This window comes from Enterobacter sp. BRE11, from assembly GCF_031844285.1.
Taxonomy (GTDB): Bacteria; Pseudomonadota; Gammaproteobacteria; order Enterobacterales; family Enterobacteriaceae; genus Pantoea.
Genome location: NZ_JAUZUX010000017.1, coordinates 73,284 through 99,412 on the forward strand (window position 1 = coordinate 73,284; position 26,129 = coordinate 99,412).

21 protein-coding genes are annotated in these 26,129 nt (G+C 61.6%); all 21 read right to left on the reverse strand.

The features are described 5' to 3' along the window. Positions 1 to 3: 3 nt before the first annotated feature. Positions 4 to 5,121 (reverse strand): conjugative transfer relaxase/helicase TraI, encoded by a 5,118-nt coding sequence (gene traI / locus Q9R34_RS17595; RefSeq protein ID WP_485895372.1) that lies wholly within the window; start codon positions 5,119 to 5,121, stop codon positions 4 to 6. 8 nt (positions 5,122 to 5,129) lie between these two features. Next, positions 5,130 to 7,289: a type IV conjugative transfer system coupling protein TraD gene (traD, locus tag Q9R34_RS17600; protein ID WP_485895374.1), complete on the reverse strand. Its 2,160-nt coding sequence runs from the start codon at positions 7,287 to 7,289 to the stop codon at positions 5,130 to 5,132. Positions 7,290 to 7,462: 173 nt separating this feature from the next. Beyond that, positions 7,463 to 8,374, reverse strand: coding sequence for a DUF6012 family protein (locus Q9R34_RS17605; RefSeq protein ID WP_485895376.1), 912 nt, complete (start codon positions 8,372 to 8,374; stop codon positions 7,463 to 7,465). Between the two features lie 60 nt (positions 8,375 to 8,434). Then, positions 8,435 to 8,968: a hypothetical protein gene (locus Q9R34_RS17610; RefSeq protein WP_485895378.1), complete on the reverse strand. Its 534-nt coding sequence runs from the start codon at positions 8,966 to 8,968 to the stop codon at positions 8,435 to 8,437. Positions 8,969 to 8,977: 9 nt separating this feature from the next. Next, positions 8,978 to 11,845, reverse strand: a complete 2,868-nt coding sequence (gene traG / locus Q9R34_RS17615; protein ID WP_485895380.1) for a conjugal transfer mating-pair stabilization protein TraG — start codon at positions 11,843 to 11,845, stop codon at positions 8,978 to 8,980. Positions 11,846 to 11,847: 2 nt separating this feature from the next. Further along, positions 11,848 to 13,212 carry a conjugal transfer protein TraH gene (locus tag Q9R34_RS17620; protein WP_485895437.1) on the reverse strand — a complete coding sequence of 455 codons (1,365 nt, stop codon included), beginning with the start codon at positions 13,210 to 13,212 and terminating at the stop codon, positions 11,848 to 11,850. Continuing rightward, positions 13,212 to 13,784, reverse strand: a complete 573-nt coding sequence (trbB, locus tag Q9R34_RS17625; protein ID WP_485895382.1) for a type-F conjugative transfer system pilin assembly thiol-disulfide isomerase TrbB — start codon at positions 13,782 to 13,784, stop codon at positions 13,212 to 13,214. The genes Q9R34_RS17620 and trbB overlap by 1 nt, the downstream gene beginning before the upstream one ends. Positions 13,785 to 13,786: 2 nt before the next feature. Further along, positions 13,787 to 14,563: a type-F conjugative transfer system pilin assembly protein TraF gene (gene traF / locus Q9R34_RS17630; protein ID WP_485895384.1), complete on the reverse strand. Its 777-nt coding sequence runs from the start codon at positions 14,561 to 14,563 to the stop codon at positions 13,787 to 13,789. A gap of 2 nt (positions 14,564 to 14,565) precedes the next feature. Then, on the reverse strand, positions 14,566 to 16,410 hold the full coding sequence (locus Q9R34_RS17635; RefSeq protein WP_485895386.1) for a conjugal transfer protein TraN: 1,845 nt from the start codon (positions 16,408 to 16,410) through the stop codon (positions 14,566 to 14,568). A gap of 53 nt (positions 16,411 to 16,463) precedes the next feature. Further along, positions 16,464 to 16,904, reverse strand: coding sequence for a type-F conjugative transfer system pilin assembly protein TrbC (gene trbC / locus Q9R34_RS17640; protein ID WP_485895388.1), 441 nt, complete (start codon positions 16,902 to 16,904; stop codon positions 16,464 to 16,466). A 10-nt stretch (positions 16,905 to 16,914) separates the two neighbouring features. After that, complete coding sequence (traU, locus tag Q9R34_RS17645; protein ID WP_485895390.1) at positions 16,915 to 17,919, reverse strand: conjugal transfer pilus assembly protein TraU; 1,005 nt, start codon at positions 17,917 to 17,919, stop codon at positions 16,915 to 16,917. Position 17,920: 1 nt separating this feature from the next. Continuing rightward, positions 17,921 to 18,739 (reverse strand): DsbA family protein, encoded by an 819-nt coding sequence (locus Q9R34_RS17650; protein WP_485895392.1) that lies wholly within the window; start codon positions 18,737 to 18,739, stop codon positions 17,921 to 17,923. Positions 18,740 to 18,750: 11 nt separating this feature from the next. Then, the gene (gene traW, locus Q9R34_RS17655) at positions 18,751 to 19,401 is read right to left on the reverse strand and encodes a type-F conjugative transfer system protein TraW (protein WP_485895394.1); all 651 of its coding nucleotides are present in this window, start codon (positions 19,399 to 19,401) and stop codon (positions 18,751 to 18,753) included. 32 nt (positions 19,402 to 19,433) lie between these two features. Continuing rightward, the gene (locus Q9R34_RS17660) at positions 19,434 to 19,790 is read right to left on the reverse strand and encodes a TrbI F-type domain-containing protein (protein ID WP_485895396.1); all 357 of its coding nucleotides are present in this window, start codon (positions 19,788 to 19,790) and stop codon (positions 19,434 to 19,436) included. Then, positions 19,787 to 22,393, reverse strand: coding sequence for a type IV secretion system protein TraC (traC, locus tag Q9R34_RS17665; protein WP_485895398.1), 2,607 nt, complete (start codon positions 22,391 to 22,393; stop codon positions 19,787 to 19,789). The genes Q9R34_RS17660 and traC overlap by 4 nt, the downstream gene beginning before the upstream one ends. Before the next feature lie 7 nt (positions 22,394 to 22,400). After that, positions 22,401 to 22,952 carry a type IV conjugative transfer system lipoprotein TraV gene (gene traV, locus Q9R34_RS17670; protein ID WP_485895400.1) on the reverse strand — a complete coding sequence of 184 codons (552 nt, stop codon included), beginning with the start codon at positions 22,950 to 22,952 and terminating at the stop codon, positions 22,401 to 22,403. Continuing rightward, the gene (locus tag Q9R34_RS17675) at positions 22,945 to 23,109 is read right to left on the reverse strand and encodes a hypothetical protein (RefSeq protein WP_271153569.1); all 165 of its coding nucleotides are present in this window, start codon (positions 23,107 to 23,109) and stop codon (positions 22,945 to 22,947) included. The genes traV and Q9R34_RS17675 overlap by 8 nt, the downstream gene beginning before the upstream one ends. After that, a complete protein-coding gene (locus Q9R34_RS17680) occupies positions 23,102 to 23,458 on the reverse strand; it encodes a hypothetical protein (protein ID WP_203025693.1) in 357 nt (118 codons plus the stop codon). The genes Q9R34_RS17675 and Q9R34_RS17680 overlap by 8 nt, the downstream gene beginning before the upstream one ends. Beyond that, on the reverse strand, positions 23,455 to 24,843 hold the full coding sequence (locus Q9R34_RS17685) for a TrbI/VirB10 family protein (protein ID WP_485895403.1): 1,389 nt from the start codon (positions 24,841 to 24,843) through the stop codon (positions 23,455 to 23,457). The genes Q9R34_RS17680 and Q9R34_RS17685 overlap by 4 nt, the downstream gene beginning before the upstream one ends. Next, entirely contained in the window at positions 24,833 to 25,558 is a 726-nt protein-coding gene (locus Q9R34_RS17690) for a TraK domain-containing protein (protein ID WP_485895405.1), read from the reverse strand. Before Q9R34_RS17690 ends, Q9R34_RS17685 begins: the two co-directional genes overlap by 11 nt. After that, on the reverse strand, positions 25,551 to 26,123 hold the full coding sequence (locus Q9R34_RS17695) for a TraE/TraK family type IV conjugative transfer system protein (RefSeq protein ID WP_039390119.1): 573 nt from the start codon (positions 26,121 to 26,123) through the stop codon (positions 25,551 to 25,553). Before Q9R34_RS17695 ends, Q9R34_RS17690 begins: the two co-directional genes overlap by 8 nt. Between the last annotated feature and the right edge of the window lie 6 nt (positions 26,124 to 26,129).

Here is a 26,129-nt window from a genome sequence, read left to right on the forward strand (position 1 = left end):
GGTCTACTCCAGGGTTTTTTGAGGTTTATGGCCAAACTCAGGTTCGGGTTCGCTGCGCTCGTGGCGCATCACGCTCACTTCGTCGTTCATCATGGCGCGGTCATCCCGCTCCGGGGTCAGGACGTAGTCGCGATAATCAAATGCCTCCTCCTGCAGCTCTTCCAGCTCGGTGGCTAGGGCGGCCTCGCGTTCGCTCTCCCGTTCGTCCGGTGTGCTCCGCGCCTCTTCGGGCGCAACAGGCTCCGGCTCTTTCTCCTCCTGCCCCAGCGCGGACTTAACGGCTTTCTCTAGCGCCTCGGCTTCGCGGCGGTCCAGCTCCTCTCCACCCGACGTCGCTGCTGCCGACGCACCTCTGGCATCCGGACGTTCACTGTGATCAGCAGCGAGCACGACAGGGCTTTCCGGGTTGTCCTTCATCAGCTGCAGCGCCTCCGCGACATCCGCGGCTTCCAGCACCTTTCCGGGCTTTTCCCCTCGCTGCAGCACGATACGACTGCCGTCCGCTGCCCCTTCATAGTGGGCGGCTGAAAAGTCTACCTCTCCGCTGGAAGGCGACACAGGAACGTGCCAGTTCCCGCGCTGACGGCCGTGCTCGTTGAGAACCGGCCACAGCATTTCCGGCGTCTTCCCGGCCATAAAGCGCGCGTCCGCCGTGAGGTCCTGATCGACCCGGTCCGCCAGGCGCGTGCCGGATACCGGCAGGCTTTTGTCCCACGCCTGTATCTCCCGGTCAGCCCGCACGTCCTCCGCCCGCATCAGCACGTCGTGTACCGTCTGGCGCCGCCCGCTTTTACTTTCCACCTTCGCCGCCCAGCCAGACAGGTTGTCGAAGTAGGTCTGAACGTGCTCCTTTGACCTTGAAAGCTCGACGTAGGTACTGTCCATCGCCGCCATCCGGCCTCTGGCGCCCTCTTCGCCAAACAGGCCGATAAGGTACTTCACGGACGCGCCCTGCGAGCTGTAGGTGGTGACGGCGTAGCCGTAGTCCATGTGGCGGTCGGCGTAGCGCGCGGCGGGATCGAAAGACAGCTGCCGGTCGCCGGTATCGAGCAGAATTTTTCCCTCCTCCGTAATGCCTGACACCACGGCCATGTCGCTCGCGCGCACGTTGCGGTCGCGGTCCGTTGCCGTCAGGCGGATTTTCTCACCCGGGCTGATGTCCCGCGTCACCTCCTTAAATACCGCCACGTCCTCCTTGCGCATTTCGGCAGGCCTGATCCAGCGGTCCGGCGCGCCATCAAGCCCGGCCATGCGCACCACGCCGCTCTCCGTGTCGGTTTCGCTCACCCGGAAATACTGCTCGCCCCGGCGCACCACGTTGCCCTCCTGCGCCTCCCAGAACCTCTGTCGGCCCAGATCGGCGTTGCTGTTGTTGATTCGTACCAGCAGTGGCACCGTGACGCTGTCACCCAGCGCCCCCTGCGCCTGCAGCCGGTTATGCACGGCGCTGTTGATGGCCTCGCGGTCGGCGTTCAGCTCCGTCACGATAAGCGTGTTGTCGCGCGCCTCCGGCGTCCGGCCGGCGTAGTCGTCGGCAATCATTCCGGTCAGGTCGGGTTTTTCGGCCTCCTCACCTGCGGGCCCTGCCGCCTGCGCCAGCTTGCTGCCATCCATTGCGCTGCTCTCCGGAACGTATGCGTCCGGCTGGCGCGGCACGCTCTGCGGGCTGGTCTCCGCTGTGATGCGCACCGCCTCTCGCACGTTGCCGGCGATAACCGCCTCCACGGCGGGCCTGAGCGCGGGGATCTGACGCACGATTTCCTTCATCACCGCGACGTCGGCGGCGCTGCGCTCCAGAGCCAGTGCAAACGGCGCGCCGGACTCCAGCGACTTCAGCTGGTCCTGGTCCCCGCTCAGCACAGCGCGGCCGCCGCCTTCAGCTATGACGTTCATCAGGGAGGCCAGCTGGGCGTTGCCGTTCATGGAGGACTCATCGATAACGAACACGGTATTGCGAAAGTCGCGCGCCTGTCCGGCGGCCTGCCACTGGCTGCTTTCGCTGAGGAAGCTCGCGATAGTCTGCGCAGGAATACCCGCCCCGGACAGCTCGCTGACGGCGCGGTGCGTGGGCGCAAGGCCGCGAATGTCCGGAGCGTTGTCTGCGGCGGCGAGCGCCGCCGCCGCCGTGCGAAACTGCGTGGTTTTCCCCACGCCGGCATAGCCCTGAATGGCGGTAAAGCGATCGCGGGTGGTCAGGATGAGGTTGCCCGCCTCGCGCTGGCCGTCCGTGAGCCCGGCGGCCTTCTCACCGCTCAGGCCGCCTGCCAGCAGCGGCTTCACGCTGTTTTTGCCTTCGGCAACGTGACGCAGGATGGACACCTCGTTCTCAAAGTTCTCGCGGGAGATGTACTTCCCGGCGGCGCCCTGCTCCTCGCTGAGTTCAAAAATCTCCCCGCGCTGCACCAGGCGTGACAGCTCCTCCTGCGCGCGCTCGGGCGTGATGCTGCGGTCGGCGTTCATCACCCCGGCCAGCGCCCGGACGCCCGTGAACGTCACGTCGGTGCCGGTGGCTTTCTCGATGGCCAGCCGCATCGCGCGCTCCGGCTGCGACATCTTCCGGGACTCCAGCTCCCGCAGGGCGTCCGTCAGCTCGCTTTCCCCGGCGAGCGATTTGATGCCCTGCGTCACGCTGACCACCGGGCGGTTTTCCTCCAGGCGGCGGCCGATGGTGGCCTCGTCCAGCGGGGTGAAGGCAATCACGTCCGAGCCGCTGCGGCGCAGCATGTTGACGGTCGCGTCGTTCACCTCCTTGCCCGCCAGCACCGCCACCACGCTCCCCTCCGTGCGGCGCTTGGCGCCAAAAGACTCGGCGTAGGCGTAGTCTGCGTAGAGCGGCGCGTTGCGGTCGAGCCTGACACGCTCGCCCTTCGCGTTCTCCATCGTGATGGTGTCCTTAAAGAGCCAGCGCCCTTCCTTTACGCCGGTAACGGTCAGTCGCTCCCCGCTGACGGCCCGGCTGCCGAGATCGGCCGTGGCGCGCAGCTGCTCACCCTCGCGCAGCTCCAGCTTTTTCTCCCGGTAAAGCCGGTAGTGGCTGTCGATGCTGCTGATGCTCACGCCCTGCGTCTGCCCCTTTTCGTCTTTCAGGGTCAGCAGGTTATGCCGCTCGCTGACGCCGGCGATGGTGAACACCGACTTCTGGCCCTGCCCCTCATGATGCTCCAGCACCATGCCCGCGCGGTAGACGCTGCGGTCGTTGCGGTTGCTGGCGTCCAGCCACACCGGTACCCGCACCGTGGCCTCGCCCAGCACCCGGCCGAGCTGCCCCTCGTCGGCGAGGATTTCCCGGGTCCGGGTCGTGAGCTGGTCGCGCGTGCGCGCATTGCCCGCCTGCAGCGACACCTGCCGGCCCTGCGCTTTTTCCTGCGCGTAGTAGCGCGCCGCCACGCTGAGCCGGTCCTCCACCGTGTCCTTCTGCACCATCGTCACGCGCACGTTTTCGGTCTTCGGCGAGGCGGTGAACTGTTTCACACCCGCCGCGCTCAGCACCTCCGACGCAAAACCTGCCGTGCGTCGGGCATGGGTATCGGTCACCAGCGCGGTGCCGTCGTGCTGCGCCGCCGTCTTCAGCACATCGTGCAGCCCGGATGTGTTGAATCGCTCGGCCTCCGCGACCAGCACCAGCGGGCGCGCCGGCAGCTCAGCGCTTTTCATCTCCTCCGCCGTCATAAGCTGAACGCCGGGCTTATCCCCGAAGGTCGCCAGCTGACGTTTACGCGCGGCGCCGTCGGCCGCCACCACGACCAGCGGACGCTGGCTCTCGCTGGCCATCGTCATAATGCTGCGGTTCAGGTCGCTGATGAACTGCGTGCCGCCGCGCACGTCAATCAGCGACACCGCGCGATCGGCATCGGCCACCTGTGCCAGCACGCCACGCTCGCCCGCAGGCGCCGTAAGCCCACCGCGCTTTTCCGCCAGCCCGGCGGCCAGCTGTGACAGACGCGCCTCGTCGCGGACGTGGGCGGCGGTGGTGAACAGCGTCTGGTTCTTGTCCACGGCGATCAGCTGGCCGTGGCCGATGGCGCTGTCAATGGCGCTCCGGGCCTGCCCGTAGACGCCCGGGGCGACCGGGACGTGATTAAGCACGCTGGTCATCACGTCGTCATAGGTGACACGCACGCTTTTAGACGACAGCCGCTCAATGGCATCCCGCACCGCGCCCTCCAGCGCCGGCGGCGTGGCGGTCTTTTTTTCCTGCCCGGCGTTTTCGGCTTCACGCTGCTGCTGGCGCTCTGCCAGCTCTTCCCTGAACGTCTGCACGTCAAAGCCGGTATCTTTCAGGACCGTCTGCCAGTGCTCGCGCAGGGTCTCCGGGTCTTCAAAGTGCTTGGCCTGCCGGGAGTCCAGCGCAGCCATGCTTTTCTGCTTCGCCGTCGCGTCTTCACCGACCAAATCGAGAATGTCCTGGCGACGCGAGGAAAAAGGCTTAACCGGCACGCCGGTGATGTCCCATTCCCCGCGCGGCCCGGTGTCCTCGGTCTGGTAGCCCGCGGGCTCAATAATGGATCGATAGTGGCCACGATAGAGCGCGCCAATGCTGACCTGCTCGTTCCAGACCACGTCGGTAAAGCCCTGCTTCCCGTTAATGTCGGTGGACAGGGTTTTCCAGCCGTTTTGCGAGAGCGTGGCGTTGGCCACCACCGCGTGGGTGTGCATTGCCGGGTCCAGATTGCGGCTGGTATCGTGCATAAAGGTCGCGATCACCAGGTTGCCGGTCTTCTCCATCTCGGTGATGCCGTCGGTCATGGTGCGCGTGGTGGCGAGCTTCTCCACCTCGTCCAGCGTGCGGCGCACCGCCTCCTTGTGCGCGTCCACCAGGAAGGTGTCGCCGGTCACGAGGGCGAGCACCGAGGCGCTCTTGGGCGCGGAGAAAGTCAGGTCATAGCCCGGACGGTGTTTGTTGACTCCGCCCTCCATGCGGCGCATGTCGGTGCCGTCCGGCAGCTGGCCTTCCAGCACCGCCACAAAGGTATCGCGGTTAACCGGCCCCTCAAGGCCCAGATTTTCCGCGCCGGTGCCGTACCACTCCGTGGACTGTTCGCCGAGAAAGTAATAGTTATCTTCGTTGGTGTAGTAGGCGCCGGCCTTACCGGCGCTTTTAACTGCAGAGACAGACAGCATGATTCACCTCAGTTGCGGTCCAGACCAAAATCCGCGCTGTTATGTTTAACCACGTCCATCACCTGCAGGCGCTGCTCTGCCTCCTGTTGTGGGGCCGGCGCAGGCGCTGTGGTTTCCGGGGAAGATGAGGGTGCCGATTCGGCTGCAGGAGGCGGCAGCGCCACAACGCGCCCGCCTGCTTCGGCAGCCGCTGCCTGAGCCGCTGGAGACGACGCCGTAGCGTTTTCAGCAGGAGCCGCTGTGCTCTGCGTACCGGCAGCGGTCCCGGTGTTGCCCACACTCTGTTCACCTGCCGGAGTTGCCGCTTCAGTCGTGTCACCGAACAGCCGCCCGACAATCTGGCCGGCCTGGTTGTCGGCGGTTTCGCCCGCAAGTGTCGCCTCGATGTCCGGGTCTAACGCGTCTTCCACGTCACGCGGAATGCGCCCTTCGGCGATTTCGCGGTAGGGCTTCCAGGGCAGCTTCATGCGCACCACCGGCCACTCGCCGGGCAGGGTGATGTAGCACTCCAGGTCGTTAAGGCTCTGCACGTCGGAATAGCTGACCAGGAATTCGTTGACCTCGTCTTTGGAGAACTGCACGCCGTCGCGGATGATGTCGATGCCGTAGCTGTACTGGTCTTTAAATTTCTTGTGACGCTGTTCGCCGATTTCCTTCTGCACCCAGTCCGCAATCGAGCCGCTGGGCGCGCGGTAAAAGACGCGGGTGTTCAGCAGGTCCCAGATGGACTTGGCCGCGTTGGTGCCGTAGGTTTCTTCCAGCTGCGGGAAGTTCTGCAGCCCGGCGACGGTGCAGCCGCCGAACTTACGGCCCTCTGCGCAGAACTCCGGCAGAATGGGCAGCTTGTGCAGGGACGGCAGCTCGTCCAGGAAAATCCAGATGCGACGGTTGCGGTCGGCCCTGAGCCCGAGGATGCCGGACATGGTCATATAGAGCCACGCGCTCAGCAGGGGCTTCAGGGCGTTGTGGTTCTGACCGTCGCTGGAGATGAATATCCACGGGTTATCGCCGCTCGCGTCCTCGGTGTGCAGCCAGTCGCGGATGTTAAACGGGCGGCGGCCGTCCTGATCGAGCCCCTGCAGGTAGCGCAGCGAGCGGACGTAGGTGGTCAGAATGGTGCGGATGGTCATCGCGGTCTTCTCGATGCTGCCGTCCACCAGGTTCGCCGCGTCCGTGCCCTCCAGAAACGCGCGCAGGTCTGCCAGGCTGATGGACATCAGCTTTTTCAGCAGCTCGCCGATGCTGCGGTCCTTTTCGCGGGCCATGCGCCGCGCGGTGGCCACAAACAGCGAGCGGGCCGACAGCACCCAGAACGGATCGCTGCTGCCGCTGCTGTCCGGGAGCAGGGAAGTCGCGAAGTTCTCAAAGTCCCCTATGGTCTTGCACTCTTCCCACAGGTCCCACGGGGCACAGCGCGCATCAAAGGGGTTAAGGATGAGGTCTTTATCCTGCCGGTAAAAAGTCGGGATAAAGTTATTGCCTTTGTCGTATACGATGACGCGATCGCCGCGCTCGCGCAGCTGGCGCAGCAGGTCGTTCAGCGCGGTACTCTTGCCCGACCCGACGGTGCCGTGAAAGCCGAAGTTCTGCATCTCTGAGTCTTTCAGAATGTGCAGTCCGCAGATGCTGAGCGGGGACATCACGCCGGCCTTTTTGAGCAGGCGGTTCACAATGGCAGGGCTCGTCGCCAGAATGCGGCCGCCGGTGAGTTCACTCTCGCGCTGCTTCGCACCCTTGCTGCCCAGAAACCAGGTAATGGCCATAATGGCGGCGACAAAACTGAAGGCTGAAATCCCCCAGCCGTAAAACGCAGTGTCCTTGACGTGCTGGCCCATCAGCACAAAGTACGGGTCATTCATCACCTGCAGCGCGGTGTGCTTGAACGCCACCACTTCACCGTTGGGTCGTTCGAAGTGAAAGGTCCAGCCGGCCTGCGAAGGCTTACCGGAAAGCTTCGCGAGCGGCATAATCAGCCACTTGATCAACCAGTAGGCGCTGCCGTGAATGAACTCCTGCAGCGTAAGGCGCAGCAGCATCCAGCTGAAAAATACCAGTGCAGAAAACAGCACGACCCAGTAGGAGGCGATATTCATGATCTGCACAAACATGCCGATCATGTATTTCATCACCTGACCGCCCTGGGTAAAGTCGCGGGCGTTGAGGCTCATGGAAAGTCCTTTATGTGGAAACAGAGACAGGCGCGCAGAGCTGCGGGCAGGCGAAATCCAGGCAGGTTGCTGCGCGGGGTTTAGTTACGGTGCGAACGTGCCCGGATGGGCTGACGTGATGTTCCGCCTCCTCCGCCAGACGCAGGGTGCGTCAGGCCGTGCGGCGGGCGGTCTCAGCTCACTGAAACGCGAAACAGGGGCTGATTAATCTGGTATTCAACAAACTGCTTGTCAGCGTCGCTCAGCGCCTGGAAGTGCGCGGAGAAGCGGCGGACGCTGTTCATCAGGTTGGTGGTATTGGTGAAAAACACCGGGCAGACCGCGCGAACCTCCTGCAGCACGGGCTGGATTATCGCGGTGAACGCATCGCGCTTTCCCTCTTCCGTCAGGTCGCTTTCGATAAGCTCCTCATGCTCCGTCACCGGGCAGACGGTCACGCCCGGGTAGGCATAAAGCACGCGCAGCGTGTCCGCATATTCCCGCACCCTGCAGTCAAACGCGTCTTCCAGCGCCGGCAGCCGGTCATTACTGCGAACGGGCGTCAGCAGGCGTTCGGGCTCAACGGTGGCGGCGGTGAAGTATTCCGTCTGCTGACGGATAATCCCGGCTGCGTCCGCAAGGCGCCAGATTGCCGGCTCGCGCTCAGACGGCCTGTCACCGGCGCAGACGCTCAGGCGGGGCTGGCACGCCGCCGGGATCCAGTTTTTAGTCAGGTCCGGCGCTTTATCCCGGAAGGGGGTATTAAAAACGCCGCTCCAGAGATGAATCACATCGGTAGCCGCATCGTCGGCACCCACGATGTGCATGTGTACCCGGTGCGTGGAAACTTCACCCTGCACGGCCCAGCGCGTAATGACGGTAATGTCCGTGACGTTTTTATCCGTATTCAGCAGAATGCCGTACACGGCCTTGCGCCCTTTTTTACGGCAGACGTAATGCAGCCGTTTATTGGGCGCAGGAAAGCGGACGGTTATATCCTTTTCATTCTGCAGATGCAGGCCTAACTCAGGAATTTCCACGTCGATTAAGTTAACAGAGACATCGGAGTAATTAAGAAAAAAAGAAGGGGTTAGATGAATTAACATTTATACCTCGAAAGGGAAATCGCAACCCAATTAAAGATTGCGAAGTTTTAGAATTGAACTCTATTTTTTAAAGCTTTGATTTAATGCTGATGCCACCCCTAACATACCAGAGATCTGGTATCGTGATATGTCAACATTAAAAAGTAACAACCCTATCAAGCTAATAATAAAATTCCCTATTACAAGCGCTCCTAAGTTCATTTCAGTAACCAGTGAAACACCCCCCAAAAGAACCAGAGAAACAAGCCACACCATGCCATAAGCGCGAACTTTACGTTTAAGTACCTTAACCAGCTTTAGCTCATTGACTTTTGGGTCATTCACAACACTGAATATGAACTCATAGCCAAAAATAAAACCAATTATAAAAATCCAATTAACAACCCCAAAAGCTAAAGCGCAAAACCATGCTAACTTATCAGATCCTTCAGGCATTAAAAAATAAGAAAAAAAAGAAAACAGAAAATACACTAACAAGTGCAATCCCATTCTTTTTAAGGGTGAGAAGAATGAAGGGACCTCTTTTTTAGACAACCCAAACTGCAAGGCTATCACTTCTGAATCATTTTTTATTTCATCATAAGTCATTCTCATAATTCCACCTTATTCCTTTTCTTTTCTTTCTTTATCAAGCTCACGTTCTAAATCTTTATAATTCTTTGAATTGAACATGTTTGTTGAAACCTCTTTTTGATGAGCATCTGCAGCTTGTTTATGGCGTGAATACTCATCTGAACTCACCGTATATTCACCCTTGCGTGATGCCATTGCACTTCCAGTTTCGCTCTGTCCTTTATATAGCTCTTGCTGAGCGGCGCTTGCTCTATTGTTGACCACACCCTGCTGGGCTTCAACTTCTCCGTTAACATCGGTACGAATGTTGTTCCTGGCAACACCTGCATCAATGCTCTGATTAGCGCTGTTATATGCGCCGCCGAACTGAGCACCTGCAGTGTTTGCCGGAGCACCCATCCCCTCAGCGGTACTTCCTGAGTTACGCGCGTAGTCTCCGTCAATCCGTCCCTGAAGCTTCTCAGCGAAGAACTCCTGAACCAGACCATCGCGCTGTTTCTGGACATTTTCATCTGAGGTATTGGTGAGAATGGTTTCGGCATTGCCCGGGGATCGCTGCATTGCCCACTGCACAAACTGCTGTGTATAGTTGTCACGCGCGCTCGCGCTGAGCGTTTCAGTCTCGGAGGCCATCTTCTGCATCTCATGCGTGTGCGCCTGGCTGGCCGTGTACTGCGCATATTTGCTGTCAGAGGTCGTGATGCCGGAAGAGATCTGGTTCATCAGGCCGGACGCGTTATTATCAACGTGCTGACCATTGTAGGTCGTGCTGTAGTTACGCAGCACATCCATGCCTTGGCTGAAGTCCTGCGATTCGCGCGCAGAAATCGTTTGTGAGTTGTCATTGCCGCTCTGACCGCCTTCTGTTGTTTGAGAGGTTGAGCCTGAGCGTCCCGTAGCCTCAAGACCGCCATGTACATCAACTTTACCTGAGATGCCCGTGGCATATGAGCCCACCTTACCCCACAGCGACTTATTACTGTCAAAACTGGCTTGGCCGCGCGTCCCCCTAGAGAGTGCCAGATCGCGTGATTTATTCTCCAGCTCGGAATACGCCTCATTCAGGCTGATATGGTTGCGGGTTGCATAGTCCTGCGCCACGTTCTGCATTTTGTTCACGCGCTCTGCGTCGGTAATGCTCATGCCGGTTGAGGCCGACAGGGTTTTCGAATCGCTGTTGCCAAACTGCTCATGGAACTGTTTGAGCTGCGAGCCGGTTTCCTGCACTGAGTGGTTGTAGCCCTGCGCCGCCATTTCGGTCTGCGCCATGCTGTCGCGCACCGAGCGCTGCGCGGCACTCGCCAGGTTGCGGTCAAGGTGCAGATCCACCGGCAGGCGGCTGGTTGCCCCGGAGGCGTCATACACCGTTTGCCCGTCCTGCGTCACGGTCCGCATGGCACTGTTGCCCAGCTGCACAGAGGTGTTGCCCTCACGATAAGCGCGGTTCAGGTCCGTTTTGTGCCCGTTGATGTTGTCCAGCTGCACGTTACCCACGCTCATGTTACCCGATGCCACCGCACCGGAGTCCGCCGCCGAGGCGCTGCTGAGCGCGCTGCCGAGGCTGGAGCTGAGGCTGGCAAAGCCCTGACCCAGCCCGGTGAACAGGCGAAACGCCAGGAACGGGATGGAGAGCATCAGCCAGCCGGCAATGCCCGCCGTGGTGGTGCTGGTTTCCATCAGGCGGTTCACGTTGGAAAGCGTCGGGCCCGTCGCGTGAAAGCTGTTCTGCGTGCTGTAGTTCACCGCAAAGTTAAAGATGGCGAACATCACCGGCCACAGCATCAGGCTGCCCATAAAGTTCAGGTAGCTTTTGATCACCGACCAGGCAATTTCCCGCACGTACAGCGCCAGCACCATTACCGGGAAGATGCAGATGCAGAACAGCAGCAGCACCGTGTGCAGCTGTGGCAGCACCTCCGTCGCAATGGCGTAGCTGACCGCGTGCGACAGGCGCAGCTTCATCAGCGACTGCTCGGACGCGATGTCCACCATTGAGGCGGTGTCGTTCATGCCCTTCACGTAGCTGTTCAGCCCGCGACGCAGGCCTGCGATAGCGATGTTCTGCATCATGATGGCCTGTGCCGACTTGCTGCTGCCGAGGAAGTATTCATAGGACCCCGCCAGCTGCTCGGCGTAGACCGTCTGCGGCGCGTTGTTGCCCGGCAGCATGCGGGCCGCGTGAGCCATGAACGTGCTGCCGGTGTTGTTGCTCTCCGCCGACAGCAGGTTTTTCAGACGCGGCGCCGCGTCCCGACACTGCATATACGTGGTGCCGGTCGCGTCCCGCCAGTAGATGGCGCGCAGCGGGCTCGGGTTGCTGAAAATCTGCGCCTGCACGTCTTCAGACTCCATGACGTCCTGCATGCTGTACTTGTGGTTCAGCATGATGTCCGGCACTACGCAGTTCTTTGTGTATTCCCCCATGTTGTAGGCCAGCACCGGGTTGCGGCTGTCGATGGTGAAGCTGTCCTGCAGCAGCTTGCTCGCGAACAGCATGCCGGTTTTGGTGTAGGACCGCTCGTCGGGGAAGTGGAAGATGTCTTCGTAGGTTGTCGTGAGCGTGTAGCCCACGCCGGTCGCCAGATAGAGCGGCATGGCCAGCCCTACCGGCACGTTATCCACCCGCCCGATGGTGTCCGGGGCGGTCAGATCGTTGACCACCACCGTGACCTTCGGCGTCAGCAGCAGGGCGGTAACCAGTACAAACGTCAGCCCCCAGCCGAACATCGCCGTCATATTGTGCGTGCGCAGGTAAGTCATCACGCAGAAAGCGATGCCCAGCATCTCCGCCACCCAGATCGTACTTTTCCAGCCGCCGTTTTCCATTACCGTGGCGACCGCATTGAGGCCCATTGTGATCATGCCGCCGGAGCTGACTACCCAGATATCAAGCGCCATGCTTACCCCCCGAACTGATAGTTCGACAGCACGCTGTCGGACACGGATGAAGAGAGCTGCTGGCGCGTTTCGGACAGGCTGCGGTCATATTCTGCCAGCCCGTTCTGCTGCACCTGGATTCGCGCGACGCGCTGGCTCAGCTCGTTGCGCACCTGACGCAGGTTCTCGCGAAAGTGCTTGTTCTCTTCCTCGGTATCGAGCGTGCCCGCCGCCCCGCTCGCGGCCACGTCGATCAGGCCGTTGATGTATGACATCACCATATCGGCCGCGATGTACTCCGCGAGGCTGCTGACCACGCTCTGATCCATGCCCACCGATGCGGAGTCGATGGTGTAGCGCAGGATGCGCACGCGGGTGCTGCTGATAAGCGCCTTTTCGTTGTCGTTAAGCGCCGTGTCGGTGCGGCTTTTGTCGAAGATGTCATTGAGCATGTCGCGCACCCGGCCGGTCATGCCTTCGTCTTCCGACAGAGTCAGCTCCGCGATAGTCGGCGACAGGCAGGTAGTGTTGTCGTTGCAGCGGTAGATTTTCTCGGTTCCGCCGTTCAGGAGCGTGTTGAACATCGACTCGCTGCCCCCGCGCGGCTGCAGGAACGTCGGGTTGCCGTTCGCGTCGTAAATGACCGTGCCGACCATCGACATGATGAACTCCTTTAGCGCGCGATCGTTGCTGAAAAACTGATTGAGCTTCGTGAACGTGTCCCACGTCAGGTTACGGTTGCGCGGGATGCGCTTTTTCTCTTCCTCGGTCGCCTTGTCGAACACGCTGTTCGTCTCCCCGCCCACACCGCAGCCCTGACGGGATGCCGCCCAGTCAGAGAATACGTCGTGTTTAGTGCCGAGGTCCTGACAGATTTGCGAGCTGGCCGCCTGGGTCTTTGGCCACAGGCCGCCGACGATAGACTGCGCGGCCTGGCAGGTGGAGATGTTCATGTTGTTGGTGTCTGCCGCGAGCTTCTGCAGGTAGTCCTTCACGGCTTTACACTGCGGGCAGATGGTTTCAAGCCCGAGATCAAAGGCGTAGCCGGCGGCGTTGCTGAGGATCTGCTTGCCCATGATTTTGATGCTGTCGCTGTTGATGAAGCTGAACGAGCCCAGATAGGCGTCGATGCCGCCACAGCCCGACTTGATGTCCGGGAGCGTCACCGAAATCAGCTGGATGTTGCGCACCGGCGTGCGGATAAACAGGTTGCCGCCGGTCAGGTAGCCCGCCGACTGTCCCTGCCAGGCGGCCGCCTGGGTGTAGTTACCGCCACCGCCGCCCATGTCGTTAAAGAACTTGTTGATGTCGTTCTGCACGTCCGCGCTTGCGGCAGCAGAAAACAACAGACCAGTTGCGACACCGGCACTTAACGCAAATTTATTCATCACAGCACCCCCAGCCGCACGGCCAGTGCAAAAGACTCGTCCAGGCGCTGCTTCAGCGCCTCCTCACTCATTTCCCCCTGCGACAGCGGGATCGTCACCAGCGACTGCGTGTTGATAATGAAGTCGGTGGGCGTCGCCTGCGGCAGCTCTGCGAAGAAGTCCTTCAGGATGCCGTCATTCACCGGCATAACCTTCGGGAACACTGCGTCACCCTTGCCATCGAAGCTGTAGACAAACACCCCGATGCCGGTCTGCCCGGACACCGACTTCAGGGTCGGGTTGAAGCGGTGGCAGTACGGGCAGTCGGAGCGGACAAAGTGCACGATCTGCCAGTGGCCCACGTCCACGCGGCGCCCGTCGCTCAGGTGATACCAGATCGGCTTTGCCACCGACGTCTGCGGTCGTGCAGCAGGCGTATCTGAGGTGGCGCTTTTCTCTGGCTGGCTATCCGGCTGTGCGGACGCGTCCGCCCCCTCTTTCGCCTGCTCCAGGCGGGCAATGTCGTCAATCGTGCTGGCCGTGGCCAGCACCGGCGTGAGCATCAGCAGTACGGCAAAGAGTCTTGAAATCATGATTAATCCTCGGGCTGGAAGTCGGTAACGATGTTGAGCATGCGGCGCGCCAGGTCGTCCTGGGTGATGAACCCGTAGGCCAGCGGCTGGTATTTCTTCGTGCGCGGCTCGACCAGGTAGATGGCCGGGAAGTGTTCTATCTTCATCTTTTCCGCCTGACCGGCGTTCTGCCGGGTGTCCGGCAGGTCAGGACTCGCGCGTCCGTCCACGGTCACGGGGATAACGGTCAGCCCGTACTGCTCGCTGAACTCCTTCACCACCCCGCCGAGCCGGTTATCCAGCGGCTCGTTGCCGCGATAGAAGAAGAACACCCCGTAGCGCTGATTGACGTAGCGGATAGCCGCCTGCTGCTTCTGGCGCTGCTCGGTGTACTGGATGTTTGCGGTGCCGTTGTAGAACGGGTGCTTCAGGCTGTAGTCCAGCTCCGGGTTGTCCAGCAGCACCTTTTCCCAGCGCGAAGCGAACATGCTGGCCTGATTGACCATCCAGTCCTGCACCATTTTGTAGCGCCGGATGTTCTCGGTAGAGGGGTGCAGCATCGCCTCGTTCATCAGGTTGTCGCGAAACGCCTGCAGGCGCTTCATCTTCTGCGTGGGCGTCTCCTGCGGCGCAGCGGGCGGCGGTGCCTGCTGCTGTTCTTCCTCGTCCTTTTTTACCGGCTCGTTGTACCAGTACCAGCCGACCGCCGGGTCGTAGTTGTAGCCGTCGGGCTTTTTTTCCTCTGCCGCGTGCAGCGGCGATACCGCCAGCAGCAGCGCGAGGCCGATGAGTTTTCTCACGCTTAGTCTCCTGATTTGAGGCTGTTCTGGATGTCGGAGGTGATGCGCTGGTTCAGCGCATCCTGGTCCGGCAGTTTGATGTTGCTGTTCAGGTCGTCGTAGAAGTCGCTGAAGTCGATGTGATCGAACTTTATGCCCTGCAGCTCAGCGACCTTTATTCCCCTGCAGTCCGGGCTTTCACCGGAGCCGAAGCTGATGCCCAGCTGATCGCGGCGCCCCTGCTCCTGCACGATGCGGGCAAGCTTGCTGTCAAACACGCAGTAGCCCTCTTTCTGCTGCAGGCAGACCCCGAGCACCTTTTTCGAACAGTACGAACCGACCTTCACGACCAGCTTTTTCTCCTTGCCGGTGCCGATCTCCTTCTCCTCGGTGTTGCAGTGCGCGAGCCCCGCGCTCTGCCCCCAGCCCCCGCTTTTGCAGCAGTTGCTGAAGCCTGCCGCGCTTTTGCGGCAGGCCATCGCCTTGCCCGTAAACGCCGTCACTGAGTTCGGGTCCATGCCCGCGAAGTCCTTGCCCGCCGCCGCGAGCGCGGCCAGCTGCGACACGGCGGCTTCAAAGTTCTGGTTCTGGCCCGCCTGCATCGCCGAGCAGCTGCCGTCCGAGCAGTAGAACTCCGAGCCGCAGACGTAGCCGGTACTTTTCACAGTGTGCGCACACTGGTAAGTCAGCTTGCTGTAGACGCAGAGGTTGCCGATTTTCTGGGTGCAAATGCGGGTGCCTTCGCTGCAGTTCGGATCGTCGATATAGGCCTGACAGGTGTTGGTGTCGTCTTCGAACACGTTCCACTGCGTGGTGTAGCCCCAGCAGTCGCTGTAGAGGCTGTAGGCCTGCCCGCCCACGGTCACCGAACGGGTGCCGCCCGGGTCGCTGCAGACCTCGCTCAGCTTCACCGCGTCGCCCATGTCCGCCGGGCAGCTGTTGGTCCATTCGATGCCCGCCGTGACCGTGTCGCGTACCGCCTGCATGGGAAGCGTGATGCGCAGAACCATCGTGCCGTTAGCGAGAGAATTCATGGTGCCGTCGCGGCCGGACTCATAGTGGCCGTCGGTGTTATAGCGAAACAGCACGCTGATAACCTGCCCCTGCGTGACCTTCTGAGCCGGAATGCTCAGGGTGCCGGAATAGTTGATTTTGGTTCGAATCGTCTGCCCGAAGGCCTGGATGGAGTAATCCAGGCGGTCTCCGTGGTAGCCCGGCGCTTTCGGGTAAAGGAACTCCCAAGTGCCGCTGCTGATGGTGCCGTCTTCCGGCACGACAAAGTCATACTGCACCCACCAGTTATCCAGCTTTCTGCCGGTAACGTCGCGGGCGTTGAGCACCAGCTGCGTGCCGTACTCCTCGTACGATCCGGTCGTCACGATGGTGGCCTTACGCGTGCAGGACTGTGAAAGCGGGGTGGCCATTTCACAGCTGTGCGTGGTCCAGGTGGTTTTGTTCAGCTCCTGCGCCACGCACTGGCTGCCGTTCACACCGGTGATGGCGTTGGCGTTTTCCCGGATTTCGTCGCTGTACTTCATCATGTCAGAGTCGTAGCTGAGCTTGTCCGCCGGGTTATTCACGTAGGATTCGCGCGCGGTCTGGCCTAAATCAGACTCGCTCAGCTCCGTCTGCCCCTTCACGTCAATGTTCGATGACGTCTGGGTCGGGCCGCTGTAGTAGCCGCGCTGCGGCGCGTCTGAGCTGTAGTTGTCGAAGTAGCCGTTCGGATCGGCGCTGGTCGTGCCGTCAGCGGATTTGCCGGCGTTAATGCCTTCCTGGTTGGAAGCGTCCATCGACGCCGCCAGGACGCTGGCTGACAGGCAGGTCAGCAGCAGCCCCTGCAGCAGGGAGCGAGTGGCTTTATTCATGAGAGTTTCCGGAAAGGGTTAAGAAAGCCCGCCGCAGCGGGCAGCGGGACCGCTCAGGGCCTGTTACGGCAGTCGCCGCGCGTCTCGATCATGCTCAGCGCCTGATTCAGCGCGACGTTGCCGTACACGATGTCGAAGTGGTCGCCGCACTTCTTCACCAGCGCCGGCACCTGCTTCACGCCGTAGCGGTCAAAGCGCACCGGATCTATCTGCACGCCGCGCACCTTATAGGTGCTGACCATGTACATCATGTACTTCGCGGTCTGCTCCATGCTGTCGCCAGCCAGCCCCCGGAAGTAGACCGGAATGTCCCGGGCTTCGGCCGCCTTCATCAGGATGGCCATCTCCTTTTCGGGTACAGAGGCGGACAGGAAATAGGCCGTCTCGTTTTCCGTGCTGCCGACCTGCGTGCCCTGCGGCGCGTCTTCAGCCTGCGCGGCCAGCGCCACTGTCAGGCCAGCTGCAAGCCACAGCGTGTTGCGTGTTTTCCTCATAAGTCCTCGCTTAAAGCACGACGCAGTTGCGCTTTTTCCAGATGAGATAGCCGTAGTTCTTTTTGCTGTTCGGCATTTCCTTGCCGGTCTGCCACAGCATCACGTTGCGCCCGAAGGGATGACACGACGCCACGTCCGGGATGGTGTTCACCATCTGATAGCGGTAGCGGCTTTTTGGCATGATCGCGGACGGGTACTCGTAGCAGACAGCGGTGTTCTGCGGCACGGTGTCCAGGATGAGCCCCTCGCGGTGCAGCTTGAAGTCCATCCGTTCGGAGAGCAGCGCCCCGCTGTTGAGCCCACTCGACTCGTTCACGATGTTGCCGGTAAACGGGTACATCGAGCCGTGTGAGCCCGCGCACCAGAACAGCGCATCAATCGGCTTGCTCACGCCTGCCGCCACCGCGTCCGCTGCGCAGGCCATCTGCGCCACCGGGTTCGCAAACAGCATCACCTCCGGATTCAGGAACAGCGCCAGGTTGTCGTTCTGCCAGGTCGGGTCCAGCTCTGACAGGTAGCCGATGTCGTACTCCCCGCCCTGCATGCACATTTCGGAAGTGATAATGTTGAGCCAGGAGATCAGCGGGTATTTGTACCAGTGGACGTGATAGAAGGTGCCCGGGTGCTCATTCGCCGTTTTCGTGCCGGTGCCGGTGCCGGTGTTCGGGATGTTGATGTTGAAGCCGCCCATGTTCACCATGCAGCCGGGCGAGCGCGTCACGTCAGTCATCGCAAACGGCTCCCAGAAGCCAATCGCGATGCCCGGGCGCTCAAAAATGGGCGGCGGCGCCGGGCAGAACTGAATGGGCGATGACGGGTTTTCGGTATCCGGCAGCGATCCGGCTGACACCTGCACGCTGCCAATGCTCATCGGGAACAGGCACTCCCAGCACACGTCGGTGATGGGGTTAACCCAGCGCCCCTCGCAGGTCAGGGACGTCTTGCCGTTGTCAGCGGCAAACGCCGGCTGGCAGACCCACACCGCGAGCGCCAGTAAAACCGTGCGCCAGGCCATGTCAGCCTCCTTTCTTCACGCCGCCGCGCGCTTTTTCCACCGCCGCCTGCAGCGCCTGCAGGTCAGTCGCCCCCGGGATCACGCTGACGTTCTCAGCGGTGGCGCCCGTCACCGGCATGACGAAGAAGGCGGGCGTGCCCTGAATGCCGAGGCTGCGGGCCAGCTGATTGTTTTTCTCCAGCGCCGCGCCCGTCGCCTCGACCTCTTCTTTCGGCGTCGTGGTCACGCCCGCCTTCACCGCCGCCTGGCGGATGTCTTCATCCAGCAGCTTCCCTTCGTTGTGGCCGGTCGCGTAGAGCGCGGCGTGGTAGCGGTGGTACGCCTCTGCGCCGCCTTTCCTGTACACAGACAGGCCAACTTTCGCCGCCTGTACCGATGCGGGCCAGCGGCTGCCGAAAATCGGCCACTCTTTATAGATGAAGCGCACGTTCGGGTTCTGGCTGATGAACTGCTCCACGGTCGGGGCGACCTTCGCGCAGTAGATGCACTGGTAGTCAAAGAACTGGATGACCGCGACGTCGCCCTTTGGGTGCAGCACCGGTGAGGTCGGATCGTTCAGCAGCCCGTCCTGCTCCTTCAGCGCCGCGCCGGCGGCGGAGGCCATCTGTTTTTCCTGCGACTGCGCCTGCAGCTTCTGGCTCATCTCAATCAGGATTTCCGGGTGGGCGCGCAGGTAATCTGCTGCAATCTCGCCGATCTGCGCCTTCTGCGTATCGCTGAACGCGCCCGCAGCGCCAGCTGTTGCGGCTCCGGTCGTGTCTGCGGTGGCATAGCCGGTCAGGCTCAGCGTCAGGGCGGCGGCGAGGATGTGCTTTTTCATGTCTGGCTCCGTTATCGGTCGGGAAGACCGAATTCAGTAATAAGGAAGAGTTTCTTACCGGGCGCCTGCTTTACTTCCGCAGGCACCTGCGTGATGCCGAACTTTTTCGTGATGTTGCCGGTCTGGTCGAAGTAGACCCGGCTGCCGAGGGCCTCTGCGCTGTCGCGCACGTTGCCGTTAACCAGAATGACGCGGGAGGTCGTGGTGTGCGGCACCTGCTGCTTCATCCAGGCAATCTGCCGGTCGTCGTCGGCGTCGATGAAGTAAAGCGTCTCGTCAAACACCGGGATGACGTCAAACGGGTTCACCACCTGGCCTTTGTGCGCAAACACCACGCCGTTCTGGTCGGCAATGTCGCGCTGCACCGTGAACGACGGATCAAACAGGCGGCTGTGCGTCTCGCGCGCGGTAGTGAGTCCCGCCACCGGCGGCGGGCGCATCGCCTCGTCCCCGGCCTTTTTCTGCATGTCCCGCTCGATGTCGGCCTGCGACCGGCCGGCAAAGTGCTCTTTCAGGTTGTCTTTCAGGACCGCGATCAGGTTGCGCTCGCGGATGTCCCAGGTATCGCCGTACGTGCCCAGCTCAGTCGCGCCCGCCTGCAGGCTGAGCATGGCGAGCAGCGCGCCGGCGACTGCACGCGCCAGCGGAGTTGCATGTATCATCGGGAGGCTCCCGTTGGGGTGATCGGACAGGGTTACTGCGGCGGGTTACCGGCCTTCATCAGCCCGGCGAGGCGCGCCTGAATCTCCGGGGTAGCGTCCGGCAGGCCGGTGACCACGGCAGGGCTCACCAGAATGGCCGCACCGTGTTCACTGGCGTATTCCGCCGTAGCGGTGGTGACGCTGCGGTCAAAGCGGGTCAGCAGCGCCTTACGCTGGTCGTCAGTCAGGTCAAGCTTCGCGGTCTGGCGGATAAGCGCGTTGGTCGTGCCCTTCATGTCGAAGGTGACAAGCTCAGGCGGCTTCAGCCAGAGGAACCAGGCGGCCGCGCATGCGGCCACGCTCAGCGCAACTGACAGGCCGCAGCCCGCCACAAGGTGTTTGGTATTCAAAGTTGCATCTCCCGCAGCATGTGGATGATGTCGCGCTTGTGCGCGTCGTTGTCGGCCATCTCAAACAGGATGTCCTTGATGTCAGCGCCCTCGCGCAGGCGCTTCTCGCGGTAGGTAAAATCTTCGCCTTTGGAAGAGAACAGCCCGTCGCTCAGCGGATCGAGAATGAGGCGGTGGAAGCTGGAAAACTCGCCCACGCTCAGCAGGAACGAGCTGTAGCGCGCCTTTTTCGCCGGCGGGAACTTCCTGATCATCTCCCACTCCAGCTCGTTGAACGCGTGCGGCTCCTCCTTCTGGAAGGTGGTGAACGACTTGGCGTCCTGCATACAGGTGAACTTGAACGAGCTGTTGTCGTAGGCCGCAAGCGCCGCCGTGGACAGGTTTTTATCGCGTATCGCCTGGGTCACCGTGCCGTAGGAGCCGTTGTGGCGTCGGGCGGTGCGGTAGCCCTCCTCGATGAAGTCTTTAATCTTGGTGCTCGATCCGCCCAGCAGCTTCCAGCCCTCGTCGATGATGTTCATCTTCCGCATGCTGCGGGGTGTGGTGTACATCATGTTCTCGTTCCAGATCATGATGCTGAACAGCACCGCCGACAGCAGGTCCTGCTGCTTGCGCAGGTCGCCCAGCTCGGTGACCACGAACTGCAGGTCAGGCTTCAGGGTCGGCTCAGACGAGTTAAAGAACCGGCCGTAAATCCCTTTTGTGCTGTACTTGCCGAGCAGGGTGGTGATTTCATCAATGCGCCCGCCAATCTGCGAGGAGTACTCGCGGGTGATGGCAGCCTGTCGTTTCGTCAGGTAGTCAATGACGTGGTCAATACGCATGTCCTGCTGATAGGTCGGCCACGATTCGGTGATGGCTTCCAGGATCATGGACTCGTGCACCTCATCAAGCAGGCCGTTGGGGCTCGCCAGAATGCACAGTTGATCGCGGATGCGCTCGGCGGCGAGCGTAATGTCCGTGACGTTCGCAAACGGGTTGAAGCGCAGGGAATCACCGTTGATGTAGGTGCCACCGAGGCTGCTGCAGGCCGCCTTGTAGGAATCCCCGATGTCCTGCACCGCCACCGTCCCGCCCTTGTCCAGCACCGATCGCGCAATGGAGTTCGCCAGCACCGACTTGCCCGCGCCGGAGGTGCCGGACATAAACCAGTTGAAGTTGGTGTTCGGCAGGCTCTCGTCAAACACGTCGATAAAGGCGACCTGATTGCGGTAGCTCGGGATAAGAATGCCCGAGGCGCACAGCTTGTTGTCGCCGATGACCGGCATCAGGTTCACCGCGTGAAACGACTCCGATCGCTGAATGCCGCCGGTTTTGCGGCAGTCGTCGCGCAGCTTCTTGTTCACCATCGCAAACGGCAGCGTGGCCAGCAGGTTGCGCAGCTGCATAAAGTCGGCGCGCACGAAGCGCAGCCCCTGGGCGGCGAAGGCGTTGCGCGTCTTTTCGGTGTAGCGGGACGTCAGGTCGTCGTCGTCCGGGCAGAACAGCGTAATGCCGTAGAAGTAGCTCGTGAGCGACGTCTGATTGGACAGCAGCCGCGCGCGGGCGTCTTTCCATTCGGCGTGCTGGCGCGTCGTTGACGGAATGTACTTGGCGTAACTGGTGTTCACGCGCGAGTCCAGCGACAGGAAGCGGCTGTTGGCCTCGCCCTGGCTTTTCATCTGCTCCTCGGTGGTCAGCACCATCGTGCAGATAAACGGGCAGGGAATGCCGTTGGTCGGGGACATCAGGTCCTGAATAATGTTGCCGTTCTGCCACAGGAAGTGCTCCTGCGGGTTGCGGTCGAGGTTCAGGTTTACCATGCGCGCCGCAAACGGCTGGTTCTTCGCGTCGCTGCCCTCAATGCGAATGTGCGAGGGCTTCACCCGCCAGGAGGTGGTGCGGTCCACGAACTGCGTGCTGAGGTCGGCCGCCGGATCGTATTCGCTGTCGTAGCGCTCAAGCCGCGCCGGGTCGTGGTTAAAGAACTCGCGCAGTACGCTGCTGAACTCGCTGACGCCGATGGCAGTGGACCACAGGTCGGCGGCGTTAAGCGCGTTCAGCAGGTTCCGGCGCACGTCGCGCACGCGGATCATGTCGGTTTCGCTCAGGTGCTTCACCGGCATGGCCCAGATAAAGAACAGACGGTAGTCACGCAGGGTCAGCGGATGGTCAAGGCCGTTGCTGTAGGTGTAGCGCGCCCCGTTCAGGAAGAAACGCGCGGTGACGTCGTTACACTCGTCTGCCCGGTGCCCCTTCCAGGCGAAGTTTTTAAGCCCCTGTTCCACCTGCTCTTTCACCGCCCGGGAAGAAACCAGCATCACCTGCAGCGGAACATCGCGCGGCGCCACGTCGCGCAGCAGATACTCCAGGCTCTCGGCCAGCTTCTCGTTGGCGCCAATCAGCGGCTGCGATTCCACCACGAAGCCCACCGACTCCTTGTTCACCCAGATCTGGCTTTCGGTGTCGTAATCCTTGTAGGGCAGCAGGTCGCGGATGTGCGGGTAGTCCATGTCCTGCAGCTTCTGGCGCGTCTCGTTCGTGGTGTCCCGCTCGCCCAGAATGCCCGCCACCGTTTCCACCACGTTAAGCGGGTCAAAGCGGAAGCCTTTCAGAAATTTCATGCAGACCTCACATCAGAATGCCGCTCCAGTCGCCGTGACTGGAGACGCTGTAGATGACCTCGCCCATGTGGACGTTGTTATCGGGGGAGACGTACGGCGCAATCCAGATGCGCGCCACGCCGTCAGGGCGGCGGAACGCGGCGGCCGGCTCCGGGAAGCAGTGCGCCGCGCTGCAGTACGCGGTCTGCCGGGCGTCAGTGCGCAGCACGCCGTTCTCCCGCGTTAACGGGCGGACCCCGCCGGATGACGCCACGCGCACCGGAATGCCGTCATTCAGGCCGCTGCGCCCCGCCTGCGCCTCCGTCTGCGGGTCCAGGCGGATGGTGCCGGTATCAATCAGGCGGTAGTCGTCCAGGCGAATGCCCGCGCCGGTGAAGCCGTTCGGCGCGTTAGTCGCTGGCGCGTTGCCGCTGCTCCCGGCGGACATATCGTCGGCCTGCGACATCCAGACCCCGGAGTCCTTAGCCGGCTTGTCGAACTCAAAGTCGCTGTTCATGCCCGCGCAGCCGCTCAGCATGACGGCCAGCGCGCTGATGATAAAAGAGTGAGCTTTAGTCATGGTGCTCTCCGTCTGCGTGTTGGTTAAGAAGGTCTTTCATAAGGGTCATGGTCAGCGCGGTTTTTCCCGCGCCGGTTTCGCCCGTTATCAGGAAGTGACCAGCAACAGACTGATCATCCGCAGGCTGGGTATGGCTTACATCTGTCGGGTTATTCATGGTGTTCTCCGCCGGCGCTACCGGATGACAGCGCGTCGATTTCCGTAAAGTCGATAAAGAGGTCGCCGTTTTTGCCGCTGGTCCCGAGCCGGGAGAGCATGCTCATGGCAAAGGCGTCGCCGGGGGCGACCTCCAGCAGTCGCCGCAGCGTTTCCCCGAACAGGGCGACGTAGCCGTCGTCCGGGATGAGGCCGGGCTTGCAGTAGAGCTTCTTTACGCCAAACCCCAGCGCCTGCAGGCCCGGGATGCGCGCATCGGCCTCACGCCCGAAGCAGTTCACCGTCCGTTCGGTAAAAACCATCCAGCCGCAGTGCTCTGCGTGACGAAGCCGGATTTTTTCAGCCGTCATTGCGCCACGCCCTGCGGGGTCGTACCCTTCGCCTGTTCGCCACGGGTCGGGGTCACGAAGTCGTTCATGTTGAGGCGGGTGGCGTCACCGAGCTTGCCCACGAGATCCGGCGGCAGGCCGCTGTTGCCCTGCTCCCGCGTCTGCGTGTCCTGCTGCTGCCCGCCCGAGCGCTGCTGCTCTTTCGCAAGCTTCGCGGCTTCTTCATCCTCAATGAACTTCGCGCGGAAGCCTTCGATAAACACCACCTCCACGCGGTTCGCCGCCCCGATCGGGATGATCGGGTGATACTGCTCGGCGCGCTCGATGTAGTAGTCGGCCAGCTTGTCCGCCGCCTTGCCCACGCCGCCGCCGATGGCACCGCGCGCCACGTCTCCGCCGCTGACCGTGCTGGTTGCCCCGATACCGGTGACCGTCTGGCCAACCTGCGAGGCGCTCTGACCGAGACCACCCAGCGCCCCGGCGGTAAACGCCAGCCCCAGGATTTTGCCGTTGCGCATCACCGGCACGCCTTTAATGCCGTTCTTGCCGTAAAAGGCGACGTGCCCTTTCACCGCCTGATCGATGTGCTTGCCGTCGATGATGCAGGACAGGCGCTGCAGCTGAACGATGGCCCGCTCGCTGGAGATGTCGCCGTAGGCTGCGGCCGTCACGAAGCAGTTATCAAACCGGTCGAATTTGTTGTTACCCGGCAGGTGCGCTTTTCCCTTGAGCTTGAACTGCATCGGCACCAGGTTGTTCTCCCCGCGCACCGAGGCGTTGGCGTCGGCCCCCTCGATCACGATGGCGTCGGAGAACGTACCGGTCGGCACCCAGAACGAGGTGTCTTTCGCTTTCGGCTCAAACTGCGAGTAGTCAAACGTCTGGTTATCGATTTGGCCCGTCTGCACCGGCGCGGGCGCAAAGGAGTATTCCGTGCGCGGCGGCGTGTAGCCCGCGCCCTGCTGAGTCCCCTGTTGCGTGCCCTGCTGTGCCTGCTGTCCGGCAGGAGGCGTCTTTTGCTGGTTCTGCTGATTTTTCAGCTGATCCATCAGGTCGCTGACGTTCTGCTGCAGCGACTTGTTGTTGTTCATCACATCCGACATCTGGTCTTTGAGCGACCTGAAGTCTTTCTGCATGGAGGCCAGCTGCTCGCGCGCTTCCTTCTCGCGGTTCTGCGCGCTCACCAGCAGCGAGCCCTGCCCGGAACCGTCAAAGGCGTTGACCACGCCCCCGCCGGTCAGGTCCGGCTCGGCGGTGGCCCGGTCAGGTTTACTTTCGTGGCCGCCGCTCTTTCCGGCTGCGCCCCGGTTCGCGAGGTACAGGCCGCCGATGATGACGGCAGCGGCGGCGAGGATGATGCCAAACAGCCGGCGCTGTTTGCTGCGGACCAGGCTGTTAAGGTTCATCCGGGCCTCCTTTCGTGCGGAACACCGTCACGACGGAGACTTTTGCGCCCGGCTCCAGCACGTCGAGCTGCGGATGAAACGCCACCGCCATTACGCCCGGGCTCCAGAAGTAGCGCTCGCTCAGGCGGATACGCTGCGACGAGAGGCTGGTGATGTCCGTGCGCACGATGCGCACCCGGTCACCCTGCCAGGCCGTCACCGGGCGCAGCGCAAACGCGCTTTTCACCGACTCGCTCACCGGCACGTCGGTGTTTTTACTCATCACGTAGCCTGCCGGCTTGCGGTTGGTGATGAACCTGCCCACCAGGCCGCTGATAAGCGCGCTGTAGGTGTCCTGCTTCTGCTCGTACTCCCGCGCCTCCTCCGTACCCTTCACCTCCCGGTTGTCCACCGTCAGGCTCAGGCCCGCGCGCCTGCCCGGCGTCGCCTGCACCGAGAAGGCAAAGCCGGACGCGGTCTGCACGAACATGGTGAACGGCTTGTCGGTCAGAGTGGAAAACACAACCGCGCCTTCCGGCGTCGGGGATTTGGCGCTCAGTACGCCCTGCGCCGCCTGCACGCTGAGGATGCGGTCATCGTTCACGCGCAGGTAGTTCGGGTTGGTGTTACTCACCGCCGCGCTGACGCGGGCGCCGGGGTTAAGCGTCAGCTGTTCGGCGCGGGCGCCAAACGCAGTCAGCAGCGCCACGGCGCTGATTAGCAGGGATTTACGCATCAGGAACCTCCAGGAAAGCGCTCCAGCAGAGCCGGTTATTACGGGTGTCGGTGCGCAGGCGGTAATGCTTCTTCACCGGCTTGCCGTCGTGCAGCCCGTAGCTCAGCTGCAGGTCGCCGGTCACGTCCACGATGCCCTTGTCCGGCCAGACGCTGACGTCTCTGGGGTAGAACACCGACCCGCCGCTGTTGCCTTTAACGCGCGAGGCTTCGTCAGCCAGCACGCCTTTAAGTGATTTCTCCGCGCCGTCGCAGGCGCCCGCCAGCAGCATTTCGTGGCTGGCCTCTGCGTTTTTGTCGGAGATGTTAAGACGCAGGTTCAGCCACGCCAGCGCCATCAGGCGCAGGTAGCGGGCGTCGCCGCGCTCGCCGGTGAAGCTGAACGGCGTGTCCGCGCCGTAGGGAACGATGATGGTCTGTTTGTTATTAAGGAGCTGATTCATCAGCGCCCGGTTATCGCCGTAGATGCGCCAGCAGAGAAGGAGCGCAAGGATCGTGATAACGAGCAGCACCAGAATAGCCACGGCCATATTGCGGTTTCCCGCCGAACGCAGCTTTAATTCCATGTTGTC